We start from the raw sequence: 25,263 nt of genomic DNA, 5'->3' as shown, positions 1-25,263 counted from the left end.
AATTAGCTAAGTTGTAGCTTCATAATTAGATAACCAAGTTGGTTTGTTCTATATGTATCATCCTATCTCTTTATTCATTGGCTTGAGATATCTTCGGGGACGCTCCGGAGATAGATTCAGTCGGTTTGTATCTTATATGTCGACAGCGGGCATCACTATTGGTGTGATGGCGTTGGTGACGGTGCTTTCTGTAATGAACGGCTTCGAAGCACAGTTAAAAGATCGCATTTTGGGTGTGTTACCTCATGCTGTTATTTCCCAACATGATGGTAAAACACCACTTTCCGAGACCGCTCCTCAGTTTATACAAGACATGTCGGTAATGGCGAAGCCGGAGCCTATTGTGCGTGGTGAAGCCGTTATTCAAAGTTCAGCACAACTGACGGCAGGTTACCTGATCGGTATTGAGCCAAAACAAGGTGACCCGATTTCAAATCATCTCATAGCGGGTCGCTTATCTTCGCTGCAAGCTGGTGAGTATAGAGTTTTTCTTGGCCACAGCTTGGCGCGTTCTCTAAAAGTGTCGATGGGTGATAAAGTTCGTTTGATGGTGACCAATGCCACTCAATTTACGCCATTTGGACGTATCCCTAGCCAACGTAATTTTACGGTTGCGGGTATTTTTAATACGGGTTCGGATGTTGATGGCCAACTGATGATCGTCAATATGACTGATGCAGCGAGACTGATGCGCTTACCGAAAGATACGATTTCAGGTTGGCGTGTTTTCTTCTCGGATCCGTTTATGGTGACAGACTTTGCTGATGCACCAATGCCAAATGGTTGGGAGTGGAGTGACTGGCGTGCACAACGTGGTGAACTTTTTCAAGCGGTTAAAATGGAGAAGAACATGATGGGATTGATGCTCGGTTTAATTGTCGGTGTCGCTGCGTTTAACATCATTTCTGCGTTGATCATGGTGGTGATGGAGAAGCAATCTGAAGTCGCGATCCTTAAAACCCAAGGGATGAAGCAATCTCAAGTGATGGCCATTTTCATGGTGCAAGGCGCAAGCAGTGGTGTGATTGGTGCGATTGTCGGTGGTGCTGTCGGTGTTGCTTTGTCGCTCAACCTAAACGCGATTCTGGAAGCGGCCGGCGTCGCTTTGTTTAGCTTTGGTGGTCATTTACCCATCGTGATCGACTCATTCCAAATTTTATTAGTGGTAGTGCTGGCGATTGCTCTGAGTCTAGCTGCCACTGTTTACCCGTCTTATCGAGCATCTTCTGTTAAACCTGCTGAGGCACTTCGCTATGAATAAGCTATTAGAATGTCGTGATATTCGTAAAGTCTATCGAGAGGGCTCGTTAGATACGGAAGTGTTGAAAGGCGTCAGTTTTGATATCGATAAAGGTGAACTGGTTTCTATTGTCGGTTCATCGGGTTCTGGTAAGAGTACGTTACTTCATATTCTTGGCGCGTTAGATGATGCGACTCAAGGGGAGGTGGATTTTCTTGGTCAGAACTTATCGGCGTTGAGCTCAAATAAACAAGCGGCACTTCGTAATAAGCACCTTGGTTTTGTTTACCAGTTTCATCATTTGTTAGCTGACTTTACTGCCATTGAAAACGTCGCAATGCCACTGTTGATTGGTGGGATGAAAGTGTCAGAAGCCAAAGCCGCGGCAAAAGCATTACTTGTGAAAGTGGGATTAGGCCATCGTATGGAGCATCGTCCATCTGAGCTTTCTGGTGGTGAACGACAACGTGTTGCGATTGCACGAGCTTTAGTGAACAAGCCTGATCTGGTATTAGCGGATGAGCCTACGGGCAACCTTGATCATAAAACGGCTCTAGCTATCTATGATTTGATGCGTGAGTTAAACCAAGAGTCGAATATCGCGTTCTTAGTGGTGACGCATGACAATGCACTAGCAGCAAAAATGGATCGTCAGATGCACATGCAAGACGGTTTGCTGGTCGATCGTTTTACTACTGAACCAACGATCGCGGAGGGCTAATTTTGTTTTCATCTTTAGCATTGATGATCGGTGGTCGATTCAGTCGCGCCAAAAAGCGTAATAAAATGGTGTCGTTCATCTCTCTTTCGTCAACAATTGGTATCGCTGTTGGTGTGGCCGTGATTATCATTGGTCTTTCTGCCATGAACGGTTTTGAACGTGAACTGCAATCCCGCGTGTTGTCGGTAATTCCACATGCTGAGTTAGAGGGGGTCAATGGTCCTTTGCATAATTACAGCAAAACCATGAACCAAGCAGTCAGCCACAAGAATGTTATCGCTGCTGCGCCTTATGTTCGATTTACAGGTTTGGCTGAAAAAGGCAGTAAGTTAAAAGCAATTGAAGTGCGCGGTGTGGATCCTGCTTTTGAACAAGCGGTCTCCAGTATGTCAGAGTTTATCGATTCAAAAGCGTGGCAGAGCTTCTACCCGGGACAACAGCAAGTCATTTTAGGGCGTGGCGTTGCGAATGAATTAAACGTAAGCGTTGGTGATTATATTACCTTGATGATCCCGCAAACGGGGGTTTCAAATAAAGTTCAGGCGCCAAAACGTGTTCGGGTAAAAGTTTCAGGTTTCTTGACACTTAATGGGCAAATTGATCATTCTCTAGCATTGGTTCCGTTACAAGATGCTCAACAATACGCTCGTCTAGGCGACGGTATTACAGGTATTTCTTTGAAAACCAATGACGTTCTTGACGCACCATCGATTGTCCGTGAAGTCGGGAATAAGATTGATGTTTATGTTTACTTAAAGAGTTGGCAGCAACAATTTGGTTTTTTGTATCGGGACATTCAATTGGTCCGCACCATCATGTATTTAGTTATGGTTCTGGTGATTGGCGTCGCGTGTTTTAATATTGTTTCAACGCTTATGATGGCCGTAAAAGACCGAGCTGCAGAAATTGCTATTTTGCGCACAATGGGAGCAAAAGACAGCCTTATTAAACGTATCTTCGTTTGGCAAGGTGTTTTTTCTGGTGTCTTCGGCAGTATTGCAGGCAGTGTTGCTGGGGTGCTGGTGGCTCTGAATTTGACCCCAATAATCAAAGGAGTAGAAAGCCTGATTGGTCATCAGTTTTTGTCGGGCGATATTTACTTTGTTAATTTTTTGCCCTCTCAGTTGCATTGGCCTGATGTGGCACTTGTATCTATTACTGCAATTGTGTTGAGTTTGCTGGCGACGTGGTATCCGGCATCTCGTGCAGCAAAGTTGAATCCAGCTTCCGTTTTGAGTTCTAAGTAAACGAGAAATATCATCTCTTTAGAGTTCCAACTCATAAGCAACAAAAAAGGACCGAAAGTCGGTCCTTTTTGCTTTTATCTTTTGCTTGGCGATGTCTGCGATAGCTCAGCGCTTTTCATACTTGAGTTACATTACCTATCACAACTAACGTTAACTCTTTTCCATTCAATGCCTTGTGAACTGCTTTTTGTCCCACAAGGTATTATCGTATTTTGCGTTTTTGCCAGCTTCGCACCACAGAATAGCGCCACAGTCCACGAATACCAAAATAGCCAAGCATTGCAGATACGACGCCACAAATAGCACAACCCAATAGGAATGGAGGCCCAATGGTGTTCATTTGCTGCATGATAAATTCCCATGACAGTTCAAAATGAAAAGGTTGTGGTGGAACATGCATGACTAATGCGCCGAGTTTATAAGCAAAATAAAACAGCACGGGCATGGTGATGGGATTACTGATCCACACTAGGGCAACAGACAGGGGTAAGTTAACTCCTAATAAGATAGCAAGACCTGCCGCCATGATCATTTGGCTAGGAAGTGGAACAAAGGCCATAAACAAGCCCACGGCAAACGCCCCAGACGCAGAGCGACGATTTAAACACCACAAATTAGGGTTGTATAACACGTTGCCGAAGACTTTCAGTGCTTTTTGGCGTTTGATCATTTCATGATCTGGCATGAAGCGTTTTATCAGCTTTCTAGGCATAGGACGACATGACTCTCTCAGATAAAAGTTGGACCTTGGTGTTATTTGTAGTAACCGTTATATCGTCAGCATGGTGGCCGACAATGCCAGATTGGCGATGGACGCTATTGGGAATGATTACTATCGGTTCAATCATAAAATGGCGTCAGGGCGTAATCTGCATAGGAGCAATTTTGGGCGCTATGGTTGTCGTCGTCCATGGCAATATCATGGAGCATCATAAACAAGCCCTTTTTCAAGCAGGTGAGGATCTTACCATAATTGGCACAGTTGACAGCCCTTTTACGCAAATAAGTCACGGATATGAAGGAATTGTCTCTGTTAGTCATGCTGATTCAAAGAGTTTATTACCTTTTGCTAAACCTAAGATCAGGTTGATAACGCCATTTCCGTTATCTGTTAACAGTCACTTTACGACACAAGTGTCGATGAAGGCCATCACGGGGTTAAGGAACGAAGCTGGATTCGATATAGAACAACAATCGTTGGGAAATGGTGTTCTTGCTAGAGCGGTGGTTTCTTCACAAGCGCGATGGATTATTCGGACTCATACTTCTGTTCGGCAAAGTATTATTCAATCAGTTAATCGCGAGATTAGGCATCTGCATCATTTTCCGCTGATAAGTGCCTTGGCATTCAGTGATCGTACTAGGTTGACTCACCAGCATTGGCAGCAGTTACGTGACAGTGGTTTGCTCCATTTGATCTCTATATCCGGTTTGCATATTGGGATGGCGTACGCTTTTGGCGCATCCATCGGTGTATGTGCTCGTTATATGGCATCAAATTTGTTGTATTTACCTGCGGTTATAGGTTTGATAGCGGCTTTCTCTTATGCATGGCTAGCTGATTTCTCGTTACCAACAACGCGTGCTTTTTCTGTGTGTGCGATATACGTGATGCTCAAGTATTTCCTTGTTCATTGGAGTGCTTGGCGTGTTTTATTGCTCGCTGTCGCTATTCAATTGAGTATGAGTCCATTTGCTTTTTTTAGTATGAGCTTTTGGCTTTCATACCTTTCTGTTGCCGCTGTTTTGCTCGCGGTGAATGAGATGCAGCAGGGCAGCAAGGGTAGAAAACAACCGCTTCTAGCGTTACTTAAAGTTCAGTTTTTGCTGACACTTTTGATCATGCCTATTAGCGGCTACTTTTTTGTAGGAACAAGTCTAGCCTCTATTTTCTACAATCTTGTTTTTATCCCTTGGTTTGGTTTTGTGGTTGTTCCAGTGATGTTCCTCGCTCTTGCTGTGTCATCATCACTTATGACCTCATCAATCACATATTGGTTTCCCGGGGTGCTATGGCAATTATTGGATTGGCTGCTTTGGCCTATGACGTGGGCGTTGGAGTTTGCACAAGGCAGTTGGCAACCGCTTAGCGTTGAGCAATCATCGTTAGTGTTACTTGTTTGTGTACTTTTTATATTGAGGCGCTTTTTTGACCGGCCTGCGTGGATGCTATTAAGTGGTGTAGTGGTCATGCTTACGTTGCCATTTTCAAAAGAGAGGCAAGGGTGGCGATTAGACGTACTCGATGTTGGGCATGGGTTAGCAGTACTCATAGAAAAAGACAGCCACATTATGTTGTATGACACAGGTAAAGCGTGGGCCGGTGGCAGTATTGCTGAACAGGTGATTCGGCCTGTATTGCATCGCCGAGGCTATAACTCAATCGACACTTTAGTTTTAAGCCACACTGATGCCGACCATGCTGGTGGCCGGCTTTATCTTGAGTCCCAGTTTGAACCGAGCAGGAAATTGAGTAGCCAAAAATTGCTAAATTATCAGCCTTGTGTAGCGAATAATAATTGGACTTGGCAGGGCTTAATGGTAGAAGTGGTGTGGCCACCTAAGCTTGTCAATCGCGCATACAACCCTCATTCGTGCGTTCTGCGTATCACGGATCCTCAAACCCATTTTCGAGTCCTACTCACTGGAGATATTGAAGCGATAAGTGAGTGGTTGTTAACTCGGCAGGCTGAGAAGATCAACAGTGATGTGATGCTCGTCCCTCATCATGGCAGTAAAAGCTCATCTAATCCCAAATTTATCCATGCTGTGAATCCGACATTGGCGATTGCGTCACTAGCAAAAAACAATCAGTGGGGTATGCCAGCAGAAAGTGTAAAAGCGGCATATCAGTTCGCAGGCGTTGAATGGCTGGATACAGGACATGATGGACAAATCAGCGTGTTTATTAATCAAGATAATTGGTATTTTGATACTAAACGTCGAGAGTCATTTGAGCCCTGGTATAGGCAGATGCTGCGTAAGGGAGTAGAATAAGAGTCTTAATGTAAGAAAATAAAGCACTTCTATGTCAATAAATACTGATGAAACGACCTGGCAGACGTTTAAGCGTCTTTGGCAATTTATTCGCCTGTATAAATCCGGCCTGATCGTCGCTGTCATTGCATTAGTGATTAATGCTATCTCCGATACTTATATGATTTCGTTACTAAAGCCATTGCTTGATGAAGGTTTTGGTAATGCAGAATCTGATTTCTTGCGCACTCTTCCTTTGATTGTGTTTGGCATGATGTTTGTTCGAGGGGTGAGTGGCTTCGTCTCGACTTACTGTTTGAGTTGGGTATCCGGCAATGTGGTCATGCAAGTACGCCGAATGGTGTTTAATCACTTTATGCACATGCCCGTGTCTTATTTTGATAAAGAGAAAACGGGTAATTTGCTTTCGCGCATTACCTACGATTCTGAGCAAGTATCAGCAGCAACCAGCCAAGCCTTAGTGAGCATTGTGCGTGAGGGTGCAAGCATCATTGGTTTACTCGTACTGATGTTTTATAACAGCTGGCAACTGTCATTAGTGCTATTCGCTGTTGCGCCGCTTGTGGCCTGGGGAATTGGTGTTGTTTCTAAGCGTTTTAGAAAAATCTCTAGAAACATGCAGACCATGATGGGCAATGTGACGGCATCGGCAGAGCAAATGTTGAAAGGTCACAAAGTCGTATTGAGTTACGGCGGCCAAGACATCGAAGGTAAACGTTTCGAGAAAGTCAGTAACCAGATGCGTCAACAAAGCATGAAGCTAGTGACGGCTCAAGCGGCTGCTAACCCAATCATTCAAATGATTGCTTCAATTGCCATTGTGGTTGTCCTTTATTTAGCAAGTATCGACTCGATTAAAGATCAGTTGACGCCAGGTACGTTTACCGTCGTCTTTTCTGCGATGTTTGGTTTGATGCGCCCACTTAAAGCTCTGACTAACGTGACCTCCCAGTTCCAACGTGGTATGGCGGCGAGCCAAACTTTATTTGCCCTTGTGGATCTTGAACCAGAGAAAAATGAGGGTAAATTTACCGTTGAACGTGCGAAAGGTGATGTATCGGTTAAGGACGTGACGTTTACTTATCTAGGTGCGGAAAAACCAGCACTTGAAAATATCAGTTTTGATATCCCACGAGGCAAAACGGTTGCTTTGGTTGGACGTTCTGGTTCTGGTAAGAGTACGATAGCGAACTTATTCAACCGCTTCTACGATGTCAACGCCGGTTCTATTACGCTTGACGGCCATGACATTCGCGATTACGAGTTGAAGAATTTACGTGAGCAATTTGCGTTAGTTTCGCAGAACGTTCATTTGTTTAATGACACTATTGCAAATAACATCGCGTACGCAACAGAAGACAAATACACGCGGGAAGATATTGAAAGAGCGGCGACCCTAGCTCATGCAATGGAATTTATTCGCAAGATGGATGGTGGCTTAGATGCCATGATCGGTGAAAACGGAGCGAGCTTGTCTGGCGGTCAACGTCAGCGTGTGGCGATAGCACGAGCATTGTTGCGTGATGCACCTGTTTTGATTCTGGACGAGGCGACGTCTGCCTTGGATACGGAATCTGAGCGTGCCATTCAATCTGCTTTGGATGAACTGCAAAAAGATAAGACTGTGCTTGTGATTGCTCACCGCCTGTCGACCATTGAAAATGCAGATGAAATCTTAGTTGTGGATGAAGGTGCAATTGTCGAACGTGGCAGTCACGCTGATTTGATTGCTAAAGATGGCGCTTATGCTCAGCTTCATCGCATTCAATTTGGTGCGTAGTCGCTGTGGTTGAAAAAATTTGGTTTGAAAACCATCCGCTTAAATATTTGCTTTGGCCACTGTTGTGGCCACTGAGTTTGTTATTTGGCGCAATTAGCAAATCTAAGCGTCGTCAATATCAATCAGGTAAAAAGCAAGTTTATAAAGCGCCTGTACCTGTTGTCGTGGTCGGTAATATTACGGCGGGTGGCAATGGTAAGACGCCTGTGGTGGTATGGTTGGTAGAACAACTACAGCAACTTGGTTATAAACCAGGCGTTGTATCTCGTGGTTATGGAGCGAAAGCGCCACAATATCCTTTGGTGCTTGATGCCAATACATTAGCAAAACATTGTGGTGATGAGCCTAAGCTTATTCATCGTCGAACGGCGGCGCCCGTTGCCGTGGATCCTGTTCGTGCTAATGCTGTGCAAGCATTGCTCCCAATGGGTGTTGATATCATTATCACTGATGATGGTCTGCAGCATTACGCGCTAGAACGTGATATTGAATTTGTCATTGTTGATGGAAATCGCCGTTTTGGGAATGAAAGTTTGATTCCACTGGGACCGCTTCGTGAAAGCATGGAGCGTCTCAAAGAGGTCGACTTTATTATTACCAATGGTGGTCATGCACAATCAGGCGAAATGCCAATGTCTCTTTCGCCGTCAAAGGCGATTAATCTAAAGACAAAGCAGCAAGTTGATGTGAACGAGCTGAACGAACTCGTCGCGTTTGCTGGGATCGGGCATCCACCTCGATTTTTTAATACGCTTACTGCGATGAATGCGGATGTCAAAGTGACGAAAGGCTTTGCCGATCATCAAGACTTTGACCAACAAGAATTAGAATCATTGGCTCAACAAGGGGCCAATGTGATTATGACAGAAAAAGATGCCGTCAAATGCGATCGTTATGCGCAAGATAATTGGTGGTATCTCCCTGTTTCTGCTCAGTTTCAATCAAACGATGCAGAGCGAATTTTAAATCGAATAAAAGAGGTTAAAGCGACTTATGGATCACCGTCTGCTTGAGATTGTAGCTTGCCCTGTGTGCAAAGGTAAGTTGACGTACGATAAAGATAATCAAGAGTTGATCTGCAAACTGGATCGCCTTGCTTACCCAATCAAAGAGGGGATCCCTGTTCTGATTGAGCCTGAAGCAAGAACCATGAGCATGGATGAGGGACGCTAATGTCTTTTACGGTTGTCATTCCCGCGCGTTATGCATCGAGCCGTTTACCGGGTAAACCATTAGCGGACATTGGTGGTAAGCCGATGATTCAATGGGTTTACGAGCAAGCGATTCAAGCGGGGGCGGAAGATGTCATTATCGCTACTGACGATGAACGTGTTTCCGAGGCCGCAAAACAGTTTGGCGGTAAAGTGTGCATGACATCTCCGAACCATGAATCGGGCACTGAGCGCTTAGCTGAAGTCGTAGAAAAGATGGCCATTCCTGCGGATCACATTATCGTGAATGTTCAAGGCGATGAGCCTCTAATACCACCCTCAATTATCCGACAAGTGGCTGATAACCTAGCCGGTTGTGATGCACCGATGGCGACGCTTGCGGTTGAAATTGAATCAGAAGAGGAAATTTTCAATCCTAACGCGGTGAAAGTCGTCGCTGACGAGCGTGGTTATGCAATGTACTTTAGCCGAGCAACGATTCCCTGGGATCGGGATAACTTTGCTAAGCAAGATAAAACGATTGTGAACCCACTGATGCGTCACATTGGTATATATGCTTACCGCGCAGGATTCATTAATACCTATGTGAATTGGCAGCCAAGTGTTCTTGAACAAATCGAGAGCTTGGAGCAACTTCGAGTGCTTTGGTATGGTGAAAAAATCCATGTAGCGGTAGCGAGCGAAGCGCCAGCTGCAGGGGTGGATACTCAGGAAGATCTCGATGCTGTGAGAGCAATTGTTGCACAACGAAAGCAATAAGCGCATTAAGACTCTTTTACGTTTCGCGTAACTCACAACGTATTTCGTACACTTCATTACGCAGTGTCAATTATAATAAGGCTCCTAGTTTAGGAGCCTTATTATTTTTTGAGGTAGGTTGTTTTCAGAGATAGATTGCTTTCAGAGATAGATTGTTTTCTACTAAAGATTAGTATCTGAGACAGATAAATACCTAAGACAGATAAATACCTGAGATAGGACGAAAACGACACGTCATTGATGGCTAAATATGTGTGTCATATTGATTGCGTTTTGGACAGGTTGATAAAATCTCTCTGTGTCCGGTATCTTTCACCTCTTCTAAAATGACATCAAATCCCCACAAACGGTAGACATGTTTTAAAACTTCTTCGTAGCTGTTATCGAGAGGAATACGGTTGTGAGGTACGTATTGAAGCGTGAGCGAGCGATCACCTCGGACATCGACATTAAATACTTGAATGTTCGGTTCAAGGTTCGCCAGATTATATTGCGCAGCTAACGCTTCCCGTATGTGTTTATAGCCCATCTCATCGTGGATCGCCGACACTTCAATAAAGTTTTTACGGTCATCGTCATCAATGGCAAACAGTTTAAAATCTCGCATCAACTTAGGTGATAAATATTGGCTGATAAAGCTTTCATCTTTAAAGTTGTGCATCGCGAAATGCACCGCATCTAACCAATCAGTTCCCGCTAACTCTGGGAACCATTCTTTATCTTCATCTGTCGGTTCCTCACAGATGCGTTTGATATCACGGAACATCGCAAAGCCAAGTGCATAAGGATTAATACCACTAAAGTAAGGGCTGTTATATGGCGGTTGTGCAACAACACTCGTGTGACTGTGTAAAAATTCTAAAATGAATTTCTCAGATACACTGCCCTCATCATAGAGGTGGTTGAGAATCGTATAGTGCCAGAACGTGGCCCAACCCTCGTTCATTACCTGAGTTTGTTTTTGAGGGTAGAAATATTGGCTTATCTTTCTGACAATTCTGACGACCTCACGTTGCCAAGGTTCAAGAAGTGGGGCGTGTTTTTCAATAAAATAGAGTAGGTTCTCTTGTGGCTCCGATGGGAAGCGCTCTTTAATATCTTCCTCTTTGGTTTTCGCTTGAGGTACGGTTCGCCATAAGTCATTCACTTGTGATTGCAAGTAGGCTTCCCGTTCTTCTTGGCGAGCTTTCTCTTCATTGATCGAAATTTTTTCCGGACGTTTGTAGCGGTCTACGCCGAAATTCATTAAAGCATGACAAGAGTCGAGTAATTGTTCGACCTCATGGGCGCCGTAACGCTCTTCGCACTCAGCGATGTATTTTTTGGCGAAGAGCAAATAGTCGATGATGGAGCTGGCATCTGTCCATGTTTGGAATAAGTAATTGCCTTTAAAAAACGAATTGTGACCATAACAAGCATGGGCAATGACGAGTGCCTGCATTGTGATGGTGTTCTCTTCCATTAAATAAGCGATACAAGGATTGGAGTTGATAACGATTTCATACGCCAAACCCATTTGGCCATGTTTGTAGTTTTGCTCAGTTTGAATGAATTTTTTACCAAACGACCAATGGTTATAATTAATGGGCATTCCTATGCTTGAGTACGCATCCATCATTTGCTCTGAGGTGATGACTTCAATTTGATTTGGATAGGTATCAAGACGGTAGTGCTCCGCGACCCGTTTTATTTCTTTGTGATAGCGTTCGAGTAGCTGAAACGTCCAGTCTGGTCCATCAGGTAACATAGACTTGCGTCGCTGCGATGCGCCCCCTGTGAGATTATTTGTCGCTGTATTCATCGCTAGCCTCCTTACGCCGTTTCTTTTTGGAATAGTTCACGGAATACCGGGAAGATATCTTCCACAGAGCGGATGTTTTTCATGGCAAAGTTCGGAAAGGCTTGAGTTAGCTTTTCATATTCGTGCCATAAGGTTTGGTGCGAACGTCGTGTGATTTCGATGTACGAATAATACTGACAGTTAGGTAGTAACCTATTCACTAACAGATCGCGGCATCGTGGAGAATCATCGGCCCAGTTATCACCATCTGAAGCCTGTGCTGCATATATGTTCCACTGACCGACGGGGTAGCGATCTTTTACGATTTCATCCATCAGTTTCAACGCACTTGAAACAATGGTACCGCCCGTTTCTTGTGAGTAGAAAAACTCATGTTCATCGACTTCTTTAGCTTGGGTATGATGGCGAATATAAACAACTTCTACGTTTTCATAAGTGCGAGTTAAAAATAGGTATAACAAGACATAAAAACGTTTCGCGATGTCTTTGGTTGCTTGGTCCATCGAGCCTGATACATCCATCAAGCAGAACATGACTGCCTGACTCGATGGTACAGGGCGTTTTTCATAGTTTTTAAATCGTAAGTCGAACGTGTCAATAAAAGGTACGCCCTCGATTTTCTTGCGAAGTTCCTCGATCTCTTTTTTTAATCGGTTCTCTTCCAGTTTTTGAACGGGTTCAGTTTGCTCGATTCTTTGTAATTCAAGTTCGAGCTCATTTAAAAGGCGTTTTTTACCCGCGGTCATCGCGGTTCTTCTTGCGAGCGATTGCTGCAATGAACGAACAATCGCGATGTTTGATGGAATCCCGGCGGTTTGGAAACCCGCACGGTGTGTTTTCCACTCGGTGATCTTGGCAACTTGGTTCTTTTCTAAGTTTGGTAGTTCAAGATCTTCAAATAAGATATCGAGATACTCATCTTTTGATATTTGAAATACAAACTCATCTTGCCCTCGCCATCTGGACTGGCATTCCCTTCTCCAGCGCCGCCGCCTTGTCCTCCGCCTTTAGGGCGTTCGATTTTATCACCAGTAATAAATTGGTCGTTACCAGGGTGTACTCGTTCGCGCACGCCCCCTTTACCCTGATGAAACATAGGTTCGTTAATGTCTTTGTGCGGTATAGATACGTCTTCGCCCGTTTCCGTATTGGTGATCGAGCGTCGATTCACTGCGTCTGCTACCGACTCTTTGATCTGCTCTTTATGGCGTTTCAAGAAGCGCTGTCGATTAACAGCGCTCTTATTTTTGCCATTGAGCCTTCGGTCTATAAATTGCGCCATGAAATAGCCCTCTTCATGTTTCACAAACGACCTAACTCATACTGGTTAGGAAGACTTACGTACTCGTAGATACCATTCAGAAAGTAGGCGAACCTGTTTCTCGGTGTAGCCTTTTTCCATCATGCGCGCGACAAAATCGTCGTGCTTCTTCTGATCTTCAGAAGATGTTTTCGCGTTGAATGAAATAACCGGAAGAAGCTCTTCAGTGTTGGAGAACATTTTCTTCTCGATGACCGTGCGTAGTTTTTCGTAACTGGTCCAAACAGGGTTTAAGCCGTTGTTGTTCGCTTTTGCTCTAAGCACGAAATTAACGATTTCATTTCGGAAATCTTTAGGGTTTGAAATACCAGCGGTTTTCTCAATTTTCTCTAGCTCTGAGTTGAGTGAAGCTCGGTCGAACAACTGACCCGTTTCTGGGTCGCGGTACTCTTGGTCTTGAATCCAGAAGTCCGCATAACTTACGTAGCGGTCGAATATATTTTGGCCGTATTCAGAATAGGACTCGAGATAGGCCGTTTGTATCTCTTTACCGATGAACTCGACATAGCGCGGCACCAAATAACCTTTCAAGAATTCAAGGTACTTTTCTGCCATTTCTGACGGGAACTGCTCACGTTCAACTTGTTGTTCGATCACGTAGAACAGGTGTACAGGGTTGGCGGCGACTTCAGTTTGATCAAAATTAAACACACGCGAAAGAATTTTGAACGCAAAACGTGTCGATAGACCATTCATGCCCTCATCCACACCTGCATAGTCGCGGTATTCTTGGTAGCTCTTAGCTTTTGGATCGGTGTCCTTAAGCGTTTCACCATCGTAGACACGCATTTTGGAGAAAATAGACGAATTTTCCGGCTCTTTTAATCGAGATAGAATACTAAATTGCGCCAATGTTTCCAGCGTGCTTGGCGAGCAAGGGGCCGCGGAAAGTTCACTGTTCTCAAGCAGTTTTTGGTAGATTTTCACTTCTTCCGAAACACGTAAACAGTAAGGCACTTTAACAATGTAAACACGGTCAAGAAATGCTTCGTTATTTTTGTTGTTTCGGAATGTCTGCCACTCGGACTCGTTTGAGTGGGCGAGGATCATACCGTCAAATGGAATGGCAGAAAGCCCTTCCGTACCGTTAAAGTTACCCTCTTGAGTTGCGGTTAATAGAGGGTGCAGCACTTTAATCGGTGCCTTAAACATTTCCACGAATTCCATCACACCTTGATTCGCTTTACAAAGTGCACCTGAATAGCTGTAAGCATCGGGGTCATCTTGTGAAAAGTGCTCAAGTTGGCGAATATCAACTTTACCGACCAAGGATGAAATGTCTTGGTTATTCTCATCACCTGGTTCAGTCTTCGCAATGGCAACCTGGTCCAAAATAGAAGGGCGAACTTTAAGAACTTTGAATTTTGTTATATCCCCACCAAATTCATGCAAACGTTTTGCCGCCCATGGAGACATAATCGAACGTAAGTAGCGCTGCTCAATGCCATAGTCTTTTTTGAGAATTTCGCCGTCTTCTGTCGCATTGAATAGACAGAACGGGTGATCGTTAACAGGACTGCGCTCGCCGTTAGCGCTTAGGATATAAACGGGCATTTTTTCCATTAATGCCTTTAGTTTCTCGGCGAGTGATGATTTACCACCACCAACAGGGCCGAGCAAGTAGAGGATCTGTTTGCGCTCTTCGAGGCCTTGAGCTGCATGTTTTAGATAAGAAACAATCTGTTCTATAGCGTCTTCCATACCAAAAAAATCTTTGAATGTTGGATAACGCGATATAACTCGATTCGAGAAGATGCGACTTAATCGAGGGTCCTGAGCCGTATCAATAACCTCTGGCTCACCAATGGCCATAAGCAGTCGCTCTGCTGCGTTTGCATAAGCGCTCTTGTCGTCCTTACACAGGGATAAAAATTCCTGTAACGACATCTCTTCATCTTTTGCAGCTTCATATCTGGATTGATAGTGGTCGAAAATACTCATGTCGCTTTCCCCTTTAATAGTCAGTCTACCGACGAACGTTGAAGCAGGTTTACCTATCACTTTAATTGTCTATCTCTAAGTAAAGTTGTACGCCCAGTAATCTTGTTTGGTTCGCTCAATTTTGAGTCGGACTTCACCAAAGGTGTTGCTTTATAGGCGTTTTCTTTCTATGACAAAAGTCGGTGAATAGGGACCTTTCAATCACTCCCTTTCTCCTTTTAAGCCTAGTCGGGGATTTTCAATTTTGCTTAACAATTATGAATTTATTGCAGAATTGACAATTGAATCACTATTTAACTAAATGAGGCCAAGTACTAAATGAAGTTCATATAAAAGAGAGAGAATACGCTTTAATTTTCAGACGATGAAATCTTAAGGCCCTTAAAGAATGGCAACCTAAGTGCTAAACGAGTGTTAGGAGAGGAGATGTTAGAGAGGGTTGCAAGCAAGCGCATAAACAAAAAAGAGAACCGAGGTCCTCTTTTTTAATCGAGCAATGGGTTAATCCCATTTATTCGCTAAAAATACCGTTTAAGCGCTAAAAATTTGTGCAAGTTCATTTGCACATAAGTGGTATTGGCGAGGGCAGTTACGCCATGTTCTTAGCATTCGACGGTACTTCTCAAGCATTGGCATTTGGCTATTGAAATGGTGGTCAGCTTTGTCAAATTGAGGGTAAAGCCCTTCTGAATCGACTAAGAAGCGCACATAGTGGACTTGCTGTGCCTCTGTCGCGATATCAAAACCTAAGAATTGAAGGCGACGCTGGTCTACGTTTTGGCGTTCATCTTCTTCTAACATTTTGTTTGATTCTTGCATCGCGTGATACATTTCCAAAATATCAATGATTTCACGACATTCTGCTTCAGTAATGCAACCAAAATCTTTGTTTAGCTCTCGCATCTGCAACTCATAACCACGTTCAACAATGGTTTGTAAGCGTTTGTATTTTGCAGAATTACTTGGATCAAGTTGAGACATTAAGTTGTATTGGTTTGATAGAATCAAACGTTGAGCGTTTGACATTTCCATGATGACCTCACTAAATAATCTAATACATTTTTAATGTGCTTAGGTTAACGTTTTGGACTAGGTTGAAACATGATCTCAACACATATTTAATATGAAAAATGGCAAGAATTCGTCGATTTAGCCAGTTGAATCATCATTCGTTTGTTCAAGCTTCGGTTTCCTTATCGCGCCGAGTGAAAGAGATTAAGTCAATACCTTGAGGTTATTTATGATGATTGTAAATGTAGTCACGATCGGAGAAAACGCGTAACCACTCGGGCTTGAAAACAGAGAGGACAGCAAGCGACATGCCATTGAGTAGCCCCTCAGGGAAGGCAAGCAATGGTGCAAACACAAAGTAGTTGTCGAGAATGGTTTGCCAATCATAATGACCGCTATACAAATGATATATCGCGTTAAGCAATAAATGGAGGCTGCCAGTCAGAGCGCCGTTAAAGAAGCCGGCAATAAAAATGAAAACGAAAATATTTCTTGGCAGAAACTGATAGCTAACAACAAAGACTAAATAACTGATCAGAATGGGCAGCAAAGCCGATAACATGAGTGCACTAGGAAGTGCGAGCAGTGAAATGTTGTGAATGACGTGATGGATCAACATAGCAGGGATACAGAGCAAAAAGGCCATACGCCAACCGTACATCATGGTGAGTGTGGTAACGGCAAGGAAATGGATCTGTAAGCCATCTTTCACGCCCGCTTGCGCTGACCAGAGAATACTAAGGATAAACAACGTTGCACAAACGAGGTGTTGAAATGATTTTTCCTGGAGTAGCTTTGGCCAAACGGTGTTGCGCCAGTCAGGTAAGCAGTAAGTAATCACTACCAGAAAAATGATAATAGCGGACGCTAAATTAAACCAATCCATGTTTGAACGCCTTAAGTCTTTCCCCTAAGTTAAATACAAAAATACCAGCAAAACGCTGGTATTTTTAGAAGATTCTTTATATCTGAATACTTAGTATTTCACATTTGAGTGGTACTGAGAAAGGATAGCTTGGATCTCATCCATTGTCTCTTTTGGCGGCGGATTCACACCCTCTAGAGGGTATTCCAAGCCAAGAGCTTCCCATTTATGAGCACCTAGCTTGTGATAAGGCAGTAACTCAACTTTTTCGATATTGTCCATATCTTTGATGAACTCGCCAAGCATATGGGCCGCCTCTGGTTCATCAGTGTAACCAGGAACCACAACATAACGAATCCAAGTCTTTTGACCGATTTTATGCAGATAGCGAGCAAAGTCTAATACACGACGGTTAGACACACCGATAAAGTCTTGGTGAATCTCATCTTTCATGTGTTTAAGATCCAACATCACAAGATCGGTTGCGTCTAGAACTTCGTCGATAACATCAGTATGTTTGCGAATGTAGCCATTGGTATCAAGACAGGTATGGATACCCTCTGCTTGTGCTGCTCGGAAGAAATCACGAACAAACTCAGGTTGAAGCATTGCTTCACCACCTGAACATGTGATGCCGCCGCCGGATGCATTCATAAAGTGGCGGTAAGTTTTTGCCTCTGCAATGATCTCTTCTACAGTGACTTCTTTACCATCATGCGTGTCCCAAGTGTCACGGTTATGACAGTACTTACAACGCATTAAGCAACCTTGCAAGAAGACGATAAAACGGATACCAGGTCCGTCTACGGTACCACATGACTCAAACGAGTGAATACGACCAGTTGTTGACATCTTTTGCTCTCATTTGTAATAAATTATGCTTGCTATTTTATTACAAATCGCAGGGTTAAAACAGTCTTGGAGGGTTTTCGTTGCCGAGATAGTGAGCAAAGAAAGCGGCGAATGAAAGCTCACTCGCCGCAGAATGGCGTTTATTTAAAAGAATGCGAATAAAGACAGCGAACCCGTGCCATACACATCCGTTTGCGCTTCTTTATAGTCTGGTGTCTTAACGGTGAATGTTAAGCTTGCACCATAATTTTGATTGTGCCAAGTCGCCCCCGCGACCGCACTGGCTTGCCAGTTTTGCAAGGTCACGTCATAAGGTTCTGAGGGCTCAGGGATACCAGAGCGATCGCCTTCAATCGTGATGTCATTGAAGCGGTAGCGTCCCTCAAAGCCAGTGAATAGAAACCAACTGGATGTACTTTTTGCGATCATGCTGGCATGAAAAGGGCTTTCAACACTAATGTTTGCGGCCCCAATGCTATTGGCGAGGTTCGTACCCCAACGGAACATCACACCTTGAGAAATGTCACTGCGGAAGTTACCAGCGTTGATATCCGTGACATTGGTGATCTCCCATTGCTGAGTTGAAGCTTCACTGCGCATTAGCTTATTGAATGCGCGGTAACCGACACTAAAGGCAATTTCATCATCGATTTGATATTCCCAACCTTGTGGATCGGTCGAGCCAGTGATGCCGTGAACAATATCTTGCGCCTTATCAGACAGTGAGCTTTCACCGGTAGCACCAATGGTGAAGTTGTATCGTACCGCACGGTCGGCAGTGAGAGTCAGGTAATTGATCTCAGTGTGTAAGTAGCCAGCGTAAGGGCGGTCGTTGACCAAAGGGTAGTCGGCTTCAATATCGCTTGGTGTCCACATTTTGTGACCAAGCACCAACTCAATTTTGTCTACGTTGGTTTGGTTACTGCTTTCATTTAGGCTTAACCAACGCCATTCAGCATCACGGCGTAGTTGCTCGGTCGCATACGAAAGGAAAATACCATTGGTATAATCTTGGTCGACGCCGAATATACCGTCGTTATCTAAAGTAAATGAAATGGTTGATTTTGTAGAGGCAATCGCAACAGGCGAGAGTAAGGCAAGGGCGAAAAGTTTACTGAATTTCATATCGGTCATTTGTTAGCTTTTTCCGCATCATACGGAAGATCAAAAACAAAATCAGATGTCATGTCACAACTTTAGTTCAAGGTACAAAAAAAGGCTGGTGCGTTATGGCACCAGCCTTTGTTGTATCACTTATTGTGCTAATTCAATGGGTCTTATAGTGACTCAGTGAATGTACGTGCGATTACGTCAGCTTGTTGCTCTGCAGTTAGAGAGTTAAAGCGTACAGCGTAACCAGAAACGCGGATTGTTAGCTGAGGGTATTTCTCAGGGTGCTTAACTGCGTCTTCTAGAGTAGAGCGGTTAAGAACGTTCACGTTTAGGTGTTGACCACCTTCGATGCCAGCTTCGTGGTGGAAGTAACCATCCATTAGGCCTGCAAGGTTAGCACGTTGGCTCTCTTCTTCTTTACCTAGCGCGTTTGGTACGATAGAGAAAGTGTAAGAGATACCATCTTGAGCGTCAGCAAACGGTAGTTTACCTACAGATGTTAGTGATGCTACAGCACCTTTCTCGTCACGACCGTGCATTGGGTTTGCACCAGGAGCGAAAGGAGCGCCAGCACGACGACCGTCTGGAGTGTTACCAGTTTTCTTACCGTACACAACGTTTGAAGTGATAGTAAGGATAGACTGAGTTGGGATTGCATCACGGTACATCTTAAGTTTACGGATTTTGCCCATAAACGTAGAAACAAGTTCACATGCGATGTCATCAACGCGTGCATCGTTGTTACCGAATTTAGGGTAGTCGCCTTCGATTTCGAAGTCGATTGCAATACCATCTTCGTCACGAACTGGTTTAACAGTTGCGTATTTGATTGCAGATAGTGAGTCAGCTGCAACAGATAGACCTGCGATACCACATGCCATTGTACGGCGAACGTCACGGTCATGAAGAGCCATTAGAGACGCTTCGTAGCTGTATTTGTCGTGCATGTAGTGGATGCAGTTTAGTGCACTTACGTATTGCTTAGCTAGCCAATCCATGAAGTGATCTAGACGATCCATTACTTTAGCGTAATCAAGAACTTCATCAGTCATTGGCGCTTCTTTAGGACCAACTTGCATTTTTAGCTTCTCATCAACGCCGCCGTTGATTGCGTAAAGCATAGTTTTAGCAAGGTTAGCACGAGCACCGAAGAACTGCATTTGCTTACCAACAACCATTGGAGATACACAACATGCGATTGCGTAGTCGTCAGATTGTAGGTCAGGACGCATTAGATCGTCGTTTTCGTACTGGATAGAAGAAGTATCGATAGATACTTTAGCACAGAAACGTTTGAAGCCGTCAGGTAGCTGCTCAGACCAAAGTACAGTGATGTTTGGCTCTGGAGAAGGACCCATTGTGTATAGAGAGTTTAGGAAACGGAAGTTAGTACGTGTAACTAGTGTACGACCGTCGATACCCATACCACCCATTGACTCAGTAGCCCAGATTGGGTCACCAGAGAACAACTCATCGTATTCAGGAGTACGTAGGAAACGAACCATACGTAGCTTCATTACGAAGTGGTCGATCATTTCTTGAGCTTGAACTTCAGTGATTTTGCCAGCAGCGATATCACGCTCGATGAAGATGTCTAGGAAAGTCGAAGTACGACCTAGAGACATTGCAGCACCGTTTTGTGATTTAACAGCAGCTAGGTAGCCAAAGTAAGTCCATTGGATAGCTTCTTGAGCAGTTGTTGCAGGCTCAGAGATATCGTAACCGTACTTAGCAGCCATTTGCTTGATTTGACCTAGAGCGCGGTGTTGCTCTGCAATTTCTTCACGAAGTTGCATAGTTGCAGTTAGGTCTTCGCCGTTCTCAAAACGCTCTTGAAGAGATTTGAATTGAGCTAGCTTGTCCTTCATTAGGAAGTCGATACCGTATAGTGCAACACGACGGTAGTCACCGATGATACGACCACGGCCGTAAGCATCTGGAAGACCAGTCAGAACACCAGACTTACGACAAGCTAGGATATCTGGAGTGTAGATATCGAATACGCCAGCGTTGTGCGTTTTACGGTACTCTGAGTAGATTTTTGAAATCATAGGGTCAAGAGTTTCACCGTATGCTTTACAAGAACCTTCAACCATACGTACACCACCGTTAGGGATGATTGCACGTTTAAGAGGTTTCTCAGTTTGTAGACCAACGATAGTCTCTAGATCTTTTTCGATGTAGCCTGCATCGTGAGCAGTGATGGTAGAAATAACGTCAGTATCGAAATCAAGAGGCGCTTTAGTTGCGTTCTCAATTTTGATGCCTTCCATTACTTTAGCCCAAAGCGTGTTAGTTGCTTCAGTACCTTCAGAAACTAGGAAAGATTCGTCGCCTTCATATGGAGCGTAGTTCTTCTGAATGAAATCACGAACGTTTACTTCGTTTTGCCAGTCGCCTGCAGCAAAACCTTCCCAAGCTTTAGCAAATTGCTCTGCCATGACATACCTACCTTTTTAGTAGAAAAAAATACGTACTGCTTCGCCGTTGAGCCAGCTATCTCCACTTTGACATGGAGAACAGTACACTCTTAATGAATAACAATATTTATAGTCTTAAATGAAAAGTTTTGGGTTATAAAACTATAAATATTGTCACTGCTATTAATGTGGGTTCTATCTTACTACATCTCAAGGCTACACTAAACTTTTTTTGCAAACCTTAAACTAAATCAATAAACGCTAAAAATATTTAATAAAAATAGGGTAGCGACAAGCGCTACCCATAAAAATTTTGAGTAAGTAGCTTAAAGCAGAGCTGGGATACCAAACTGAGCTTCTAGCATACCTACAGCAAGCATAGCGACCAAACAGATAACTAGCACGCCGACAGGGATAACAATCTTGTCGACAAATGATAGACGTGAAGCACGCTCTTTGTCACCAATTAGACCGTTATTATCAAGAAGCATCGTTAGAGCCCAAGCCAACACTGGGTTAACTACGGCACTACCGAAGATACAGATACCCGCTGCTTGTGAATCTTTCGAATCTCTTACCATCTGCATACCCGCTTCAAGAAGAGGTAGAGATACACCTACTAGAAGCGCAACGCGCATTACTGGTGGCCATACCGCAACGTCCATAGGGAAACCAAGAATCGCAACAATCATTACGATTAAGCCGAGTAGGATAGAACCTGCAGGGATTGGACGTTTCGCAATTGCAGCTGGGATCATGTAAGTACCCCAAGATGAAGTGATGTTACCACCACCTACTGCAGTACCAACCATTTGACGGATAGAACACATAGTCATTGTGTCATCAACGTCCATCAGTACTTTTTCAGTCTTTTTAGGGTAGTTCAATTCTTGGAAGATACGGTGACCAAGGAAGTCTGGTGACCACATTGCTACTGCAAGGATTGCAAATGGTAGTGATGCAATAAAGTGCTCCATGTTTGGAAGACCAAGCATCCAACCTTCTTCTGTGCTGCCCCACCAGTAAACTGGGTTTAGGTTAGGAAGACCAGTCTCTGTTACGAATTTAATATCAAAACCCGCACCTAGTACTAGCGCAATTGAAAGGCCAGTGAAAGCACACACAGGGATTGCTAGCCAACGCTTGTTTACTTTCGCAAGGTAAGCGTAAAGAACGATAGTCACTGCAAGAACGATAAGGCCTACATAACCCATGCTGCCCGCAGCTACTGTGTCAGACTGAAGACCAACCGCCCACTCCTGAATTGAGGTAATTTGGCTCATCGTACCCGTTAAACCTAAGAAGATAAGCAAGCCACCGGCTGTACCTTCAGAGGTGAGGTTCACCAGTTTGGAACCACCTTTTAGGAAACTAAGAATAAGACCGAATACACCGATCAAGATTGCCAATGCAAGAGGGTGAGCACCAGCGAGAGCGATGGTACCAATAAGAGGGATCATTGGTCCGTGGTTACCTGCAAGGTTGGCTTTAGGGTTAATAAAACCAGAAGCAAGTACACAGAAAAGAAGTGCAGGGATAAGCATTTCTACACGTGCAACTTCGATAGCAAACTCTTTGCCCAAGTTAACGTGGTCCCATGCTGCAGTAAGACCTTCAGCCCAAGACATCATTACCGCAGAGTACATTGCGATAATACCGATGGTACCAGCAAGTGCAGGAACAAGGTCTTCAAGCTCAAAACGGAAATCACGACCTGGCAAGTTCAATGCGTAGCGACGTGGCTTCATGATTTGCAGTTCGTGGTCTAGGTAGTCTGAACGGCTTGCGAACTCAGATGACGGTCGATGAAGCTCGCTGTAGCTTTTATTCTCGATATCCGAATCAGAGTGCGCTTTATTTACTGCGTCTGACATAGATTCCTCATATATTTAAAAGTTATAAATTCTGAATTGAATTGTGTTTTTCCGCTTCCTGCGGCACTTCCTATGCTAGCTATTATTAGATTTTGTTGCACGAACATATCGTGCCTAAGCATAGCTAAAAACTTTGTCTTCTGTTGAGGCACAAAAAATTCCTCATCATAGGGGCGGAGTCTAGCAAGATAGCCCTTTGGGGTGATTGATTTAGATCACTTTAAGAATGGATGTGAAAGAAAACTACAGAAAGTGTCCAACTTGCGAACAAGTTGGTGATTTAGTGTGTAATTCGATTACACAAGTTGCATAAAATTAGGCGCTATTTGGCTTAAATAACATTCTAAACCGTCGAATGGTTTGTTTGATATTTATGGGTAAAAAACTGGCTTCATTCTTGCTTAATGGCTATTAGAGACGAATTTTTGGCTAATCATTGCCGCTCAGTTTAGGAACAAGACATGAAACAGCTTACAGTACTGCCGCTAGTGGCAATTATTTCAGGACTAATGGTCGGTTGTGGCGGCGGTGGCGGCGGTGGTAGTAGTGCGCCGGCGAAAACTACGTTTACATTTACGTTTGTTGAACCCGAAATACAAGCACTCTCGACAAATGGTTTGTGTACAATTTATGAACGATTTGATGCTGGTACTGAAGAAGAAGTCTTGAATTATCATTCGTTAGGTGGCGAGTTAGACAATGATCTTTCTGCTTACTATTCCGATGCGCAAGGAAACAGAGTTGATCCAAATTCAGTTATTAATGCATCAAATGACAAACTTACTATCGCCTTAGAGTCAATCCCTCTAGGTGGGAGTGTTACTCTTCAAGAGGTAAACGGCACGGTAATCAATGCACTCACTTTTTCTCGAGAACTTTTAGAGTCTGATTCATCTCTTCGAAATGTTTACTTGTCTGTTGGTACTAAGGTCCGCGGAACAAAATGTTTAACTGGAAATAATGATTCTACTGGCGAACGAAAAAATCTTGATTACAAATGGGATGATAGCGCTGATGGAAATCCTGATGTAACTTTCTATTTTGACTCCCAATTGGAAACAGTCCAAGCAAATGAGTCACGCTTTACGAAAGGCGAGGTCTTACCTGCTATTAATACCGAAAGAACGATGGTGTCTCAATATCGTACAAGTTCACGTTCTGCTCTCTACCAATATGGTTTTGAAGGTTGGAATGACAATCGAATGGTGTTTGCGGGCATACCATCGTCACCGCTAGTAAATACATCAGGAATTACTTTTGCGAACGTTAACATTGATGTTATTTACAATAATTTTGCTTATCGTTTGGCAGAGGTTCCAAAAAATAGTCCTTTCTATCATCCAGAGAGCTTAAAAGGAGATGTTTGGACGTTTAGTGTTGATGGAACAATAGCAACACCAGGGTGGGATGCTACATACACAGATAAGGTCACTGATACTTGGGATATTGTCGTCGATGACGTATCTTTATTTGCGGTAAATAATACTCATAATATGAAACCTAGCGTCTCCATGAGTGTTATTGACTTGACCGATAGTATTGGGCTTGGAGACGAAAATGGTGTTCAACGAGTTAGTTATCAGCAAGGCGCGACAATAGGGACAACACCATATGTCTTGCGACATTCAGTTTACTCACGAATCGATGGCCGAGTCGTAGTGCCTGAGCTAGATTACTCAAGTATGCCATCGGGCTTAAAAGACGAACTAGTTGTTTCTAGTGACTCTCTTATGACACAGAGTTATGTTTTTACTGAAGAAAATAGTGATGTAAAAGCAGCAGACTTTTTAGCTGCGTTTTCTAACGGCGACGGTAACCAAACAACAAAAGACGTTCTTGGTGTGGTAATGAATGAACAACAGGTTCGTGAAATTAGTAACCGAATAGCCAAAACTAAGATGTTATTTTTAGAACGCACAAACTAACATTTTTATATATTTAATAGCCCCTCCAACGAGGGGCTTTTTTATATCGGCTATGCACACGTAAAAGCATAATTCGCTAAAAAATGCATAATAATTCGATGTGTGTATTTAACTATGTAAAATATTCAGGTTAATAATTTGTTGCAACTTTAGTTTAGTGGTGATAATTTGTTCCAATCAAAAGGGCGGAGCCCCTTAATGCAGTGATAACACAGGGAGTAAAG

At 43.7% G+C, this 25,263-nt stretch carries 18 protein-coding genes and 1 pseudogene; 9 read left to right on the top strand and 10 right to left on the bottom strand.

What is annotated here, in order from left to right; all coding sequences use genetic code 11:
• The first annotated feature begins 52 nt into the window (after nucleotides 1-52).
• The 3 genes from lolC to lolE are packed head-to-tail and all read left to right on the top strand — an operon-like array spanning nucleotide 53 to nucleotide 3,208.
• On the top strand, nucleotides 53-1,261 hold the full coding sequence (lolC, locus tag VA249_RS09790) for a lipoprotein-releasing ABC transporter permease subunit LolC (RefSeq protein ID WP_221067846.1): 1,209 nt from the start codon (nucleotides 53-55) through the stop codon (nucleotides 1,259-1,261).
• Entirely contained in the window at nucleotides 1,254-1,961 is a 708-nt protein-coding gene (lolD, locus tag VA249_RS09785; protein ID WP_221067845.1) for a lipoprotein-releasing ABC transporter ATP-binding protein LolD, read from the top strand. The genes lolC and lolD overlap by 8 nt, the downstream gene beginning before the upstream one ends.
• Before the next feature lie 2 nt (nucleotides 1,962-1,963).
• Nucleotides 1,964-3,208 (top strand): lipoprotein-releasing ABC transporter permease subunit LolE, encoded by a 1,245-nt coding sequence (gene lolE / locus VA249_RS09780; RefSeq protein WP_221067844.1) that lies wholly within the window; start codon nucleotides 1,964-1,966, stop codon nucleotides 3,206-3,208.
• A gap of 202 nt (nucleotides 3,209-3,410) precedes the next feature.
• Here lolE and VA249_RS09775 read toward each other — a convergent pair whose 3' ends face one another.
• Nucleotides 3,411-3,920: a DUF2062 domain-containing protein gene (locus VA249_RS09775; protein ID WP_128810525.1), complete on the bottom strand. Its 510-nt coding sequence runs from the start codon at nucleotides 3,918-3,920 to the stop codon at nucleotides 3,411-3,413.
• A gap of 8 nt (nucleotides 3,921-3,928) precedes the next feature.
• Here VA249_RS09775 and VA249_RS09770 point away from each other — a divergent pair, with 8 nt between their 5' ends.
• Genes VA249_RS09770 through kdsB form a run of 5 tightly spaced genes read left to right on the top strand, consistent with a single transcriptional unit; the run spans nucleotide 3,929 to nucleotide 9,916 of the window.
• A complete protein-coding gene (locus VA249_RS09770; protein ID WP_221067843.1) occupies nucleotides 3,929-6,205 on the top strand; it encodes a DNA internalization-related competence protein ComEC/Rec2 in 2,277 nt (758 codons plus the stop codon).
• A gap of 31 nt (nucleotides 6,206-6,236) precedes the next feature.
• Nucleotides 6,237-7,985 carry a lipid A ABC transporter ATP-binding protein/permease MsbA gene (msbA, locus tag VA249_RS09765; protein WP_128810527.1) on the top strand — a complete coding sequence of 583 codons (1,749 nt, stop codon included), beginning with the start codon at nucleotides 6,237-6,239 and terminating at the stop codon, nucleotides 7,983-7,985.
• Between the two features lie 5 nt (nucleotides 7,986-7,990).
• Complete coding sequence (lpxK, locus tag VA249_RS09760; RefSeq protein ID WP_221067842.1) at nucleotides 7,991-8,998, top strand: tetraacyldisaccharide 4'-kinase; 1,008 nt, start codon at nucleotides 7,991-7,993, stop codon at nucleotides 8,996-8,998.
• Nucleotides 8,979-9,158 carry a Trm112 family protein gene (locus VA249_RS09755; RefSeq protein ID WP_128810529.1) on the top strand — a complete coding sequence of 60 codons (180 nt, stop codon included), beginning with the start codon at nucleotides 8,979-8,981 and terminating at the stop codon, nucleotides 9,156-9,158. Before lpxK ends, VA249_RS09755 begins: the two co-directional genes overlap by 20 nt.
• Nucleotides 9,158-9,916 (top strand): 3-deoxy-manno-octulosonate cytidylyltransferase, encoded by a 759-nt coding sequence (gene kdsB, locus VA249_RS09750; protein WP_221067841.1) that lies wholly within the window; start codon nucleotides 9,158-9,160, stop codon nucleotides 9,914-9,916. The genes VA249_RS09755 and kdsB overlap by 1 nt, the downstream gene beginning before the upstream one ends.
• Nucleotides 9,917-10,160: 244 nt before the next feature.
• On the opposite strand, the gene VA249_RS09745 is transcribed toward kdsB, so the two are convergent.
• The 9 genes and pseudogenes from VA249_RS09745 to VA249_RS09705 all read right to left on the bottom strand — a co-directional run bounded on the left by VA249_RS09745 (nucleotide 10,161) and on the right by VA249_RS09705 (nucleotide 23,114).
• Nucleotides 10,161-11,717 carry a SpoVR family protein gene (locus VA249_RS09745; protein ID WP_221067840.1) on the bottom strand — a complete coding sequence of 519 codons (1,557 nt, stop codon included), beginning with the start codon at nucleotides 11,715-11,717 and terminating at the stop codon, nucleotides 10,161-10,163.
• An 11-nt stretch (nucleotides 11,718-11,728) separates the two neighbouring features.
• A pseudogene (locus tag VA249_RS09740) lies at nucleotides 11,729-12,999 on the bottom strand (YeaH/YhbH family protein).
• Between the two features lie 45 nt (nucleotides 13,000-13,044).
• Nucleotides 13,045-14,979: a PrkA family serine protein kinase gene (locus VA249_RS09735; RefSeq protein WP_128810532.1), complete on the bottom strand. Its 1,935-nt coding sequence runs from the start codon at nucleotides 14,977-14,979 to the stop codon at nucleotides 13,045-13,047.
• A 531-nt stretch (nucleotides 14,980-15,510) separates the two neighbouring features.
• Complete coding sequence (locus VA249_RS09730; protein WP_128810533.1) at nucleotides 15,511-16,011, bottom strand: YfbU family protein; 501 nt, start codon at nucleotides 16,009-16,011, stop codon at nucleotides 15,511-15,513.
• A 202-nt stretch (nucleotides 16,012-16,213) separates the two neighbouring features.
• Nucleotides 16,214-16,876 carry an energy-coupling factor ABC transporter permease gene (locus VA249_RS09725; RefSeq protein ID WP_128810534.1) on the bottom strand — a complete coding sequence of 221 codons (663 nt, stop codon included), beginning with the start codon at nucleotides 16,874-16,876 and terminating at the stop codon, nucleotides 16,214-16,216.
• 90 nt (nucleotides 16,877-16,966) lie between these two features.
• Nucleotides 16,967-17,707 (bottom strand): pyruvate formate lyase 1-activating protein, encoded by a 741-nt coding sequence (pflA, locus tag VA249_RS09720; protein ID WP_128810535.1) that lies wholly within the window; start codon nucleotides 17,705-17,707, stop codon nucleotides 16,967-16,969.
• 144 nt (nucleotides 17,708-17,851) lie between these two features.
• Nucleotides 17,852-18,832 carry a lipid A deacylase LpxR family protein gene (locus VA249_RS09715; protein ID WP_221067839.1) on the bottom strand — a complete coding sequence of 327 codons (981 nt, stop codon included), beginning with the start codon at nucleotides 18,830-18,832 and terminating at the stop codon, nucleotides 17,852-17,854.
• A gap of 152 nt (nucleotides 18,833-18,984) precedes the next feature.
• Complete coding sequence (pflB, locus tag VA249_RS09710; protein ID WP_221067838.1) at nucleotides 18,985-21,261, bottom strand: formate C-acetyltransferase; 2,277 nt, start codon at nucleotides 21,259-21,261, stop codon at nucleotides 18,985-18,987.
• 305 nt (nucleotides 21,262-21,566) lie between these two features.
• A complete protein-coding gene (locus VA249_RS09705; RefSeq protein ID WP_128810538.1) occupies nucleotides 21,567-23,114 on the bottom strand; it encodes a DUF3360 family protein in 1,548 nt (515 codons plus the stop codon).
• A gap of 461 nt (nucleotides 23,115-23,575) precedes the next feature.
• Here VA249_RS09705 and VA249_RS09700 point away from each other — a divergent pair, with 461 nt between their 5' ends.
• Nucleotides 23,576-25,039, top strand: a complete 1,464-nt coding sequence (locus VA249_RS09700) for a flagellar sheath protein A (protein WP_221067837.1) — start codon at nucleotides 23,576-23,578, stop codon at nucleotides 25,037-25,039.
• The last annotated feature ends 224 nt before the right edge of the window (nucleotides 25,040-25,263 follow it).

This window comes from Vibrio alfacsensis (assembly GCF_019670485.1).
GTDB lineage: Bacteria > Pseudomonadota > Gammaproteobacteria > Enterobacterales > Vibrionaceae > Vibrio > Vibrio alfacsensis.
This window is presented reverse-complemented; position numbering and strand designations above follow the sequence as displayed.

Bases quoted from the DNA above. Each gene is read 5' to 3' on its own strand.
- VA249_RS09755 (WP_128810529.1), top strand. From the start codon at position 8,979: ATGGATCACCGTCTGCTTGAGATTGTAGCTTGCCCTGTGTGCAAAGGT.
- lolC (WP_221067846.1), top strand. From the start codon at position 53: ATGTATCATCCTATCTCTTTATTCATTGGCTTGAGATATCTTCGGGGA.
- VA249_RS09770 (WP_221067843.1), top strand. From the start codon at position 3,929: ATGACTCTCTCAGATAAAAGTTGGACCTTGGTGTTATTTGTAGTAACC.
- VA249_RS09775 (WP_128810525.1), bottom strand. From the start codon at position 3,920: ATGCCTAGAAAGCTGATAAAACGCTTCATGCCAGATCATGAAATGATC.
- VA249_RS09700 (WP_221067837.1), top strand. From the start codon at position 23,576: ATGAAACAGCTTACAGTACTGCCGCTAGTGGCAATTATTTCAGGACTA.
- VA249_RS09735 (WP_128810532.1), bottom strand. From the start codon at position 14,979: ATGAGTATTTTCGACCACTATCAATCCAGATATGAAGCTGCAAAAGAT.
- pflA (WP_128810535.1), bottom strand. From the start codon at position 17,707: ATGTCAACAACTGGTCGTATTCACTCGTTTGAGTCATGTGGTACCGTA.
- msbA (WP_128810527.1), top strand. From the start codon at position 6,237: ATGTCAATAAATACTGATGAAACGACCTGGCAGACGTTTAAGCGTCTT.
- VA249_RS09705 (WP_128810538.1), bottom strand. From the start codon at position 23,114: ATGTCAGACGCAGTAAATAAAGCGCACTCTGATTCGGATATCGAGAAT.
- VA249_RS09725 (WP_128810534.1), bottom strand. From the start codon at position 16,876: ATGGATTGGTTTAATTTAGCGTCCGCTATTATCATTTTTCTGGTAGTG.
- kdsB (WP_221067841.1), top strand. From the start codon at position 9,158: ATGTCTTTTACGGTTGTCATTCCCGCGCGTTATGCATCGAGCCGTTTA.
- pflB (WP_221067838.1), bottom strand. From the start codon at position 21,261: ATGGCAGAGCAATTTGCTAAAGCTTGGGAAGGTTTTGCTGCAGGCGAC.
- VA249_RS09745 (WP_221067840.1), bottom strand. From the start codon at position 11,717: ATGAATACAGCGACAAATAATCTCACAGGGGGCGCATCGCAGCGACGC.
- VA249_RS09730 (WP_128810533.1), bottom strand. From the start codon at position 16,011: ATGGAAATGTCAAACGCTCAACGTTTGATTCTATCAAACCAATACAAC.
- lolD (WP_221067845.1), top strand. From the start codon at position 1,254: ATGAATAAGCTATTAGAATGTCGTGATATTCGTAAAGTCTATCGAGAG.
- VA249_RS09715 (WP_221067839.1), bottom strand. From the start codon at position 18,832: ATGAAATTCAGTAAACTTTTCGCCCTTGCCTTACTCTCGCCTGTTGCG.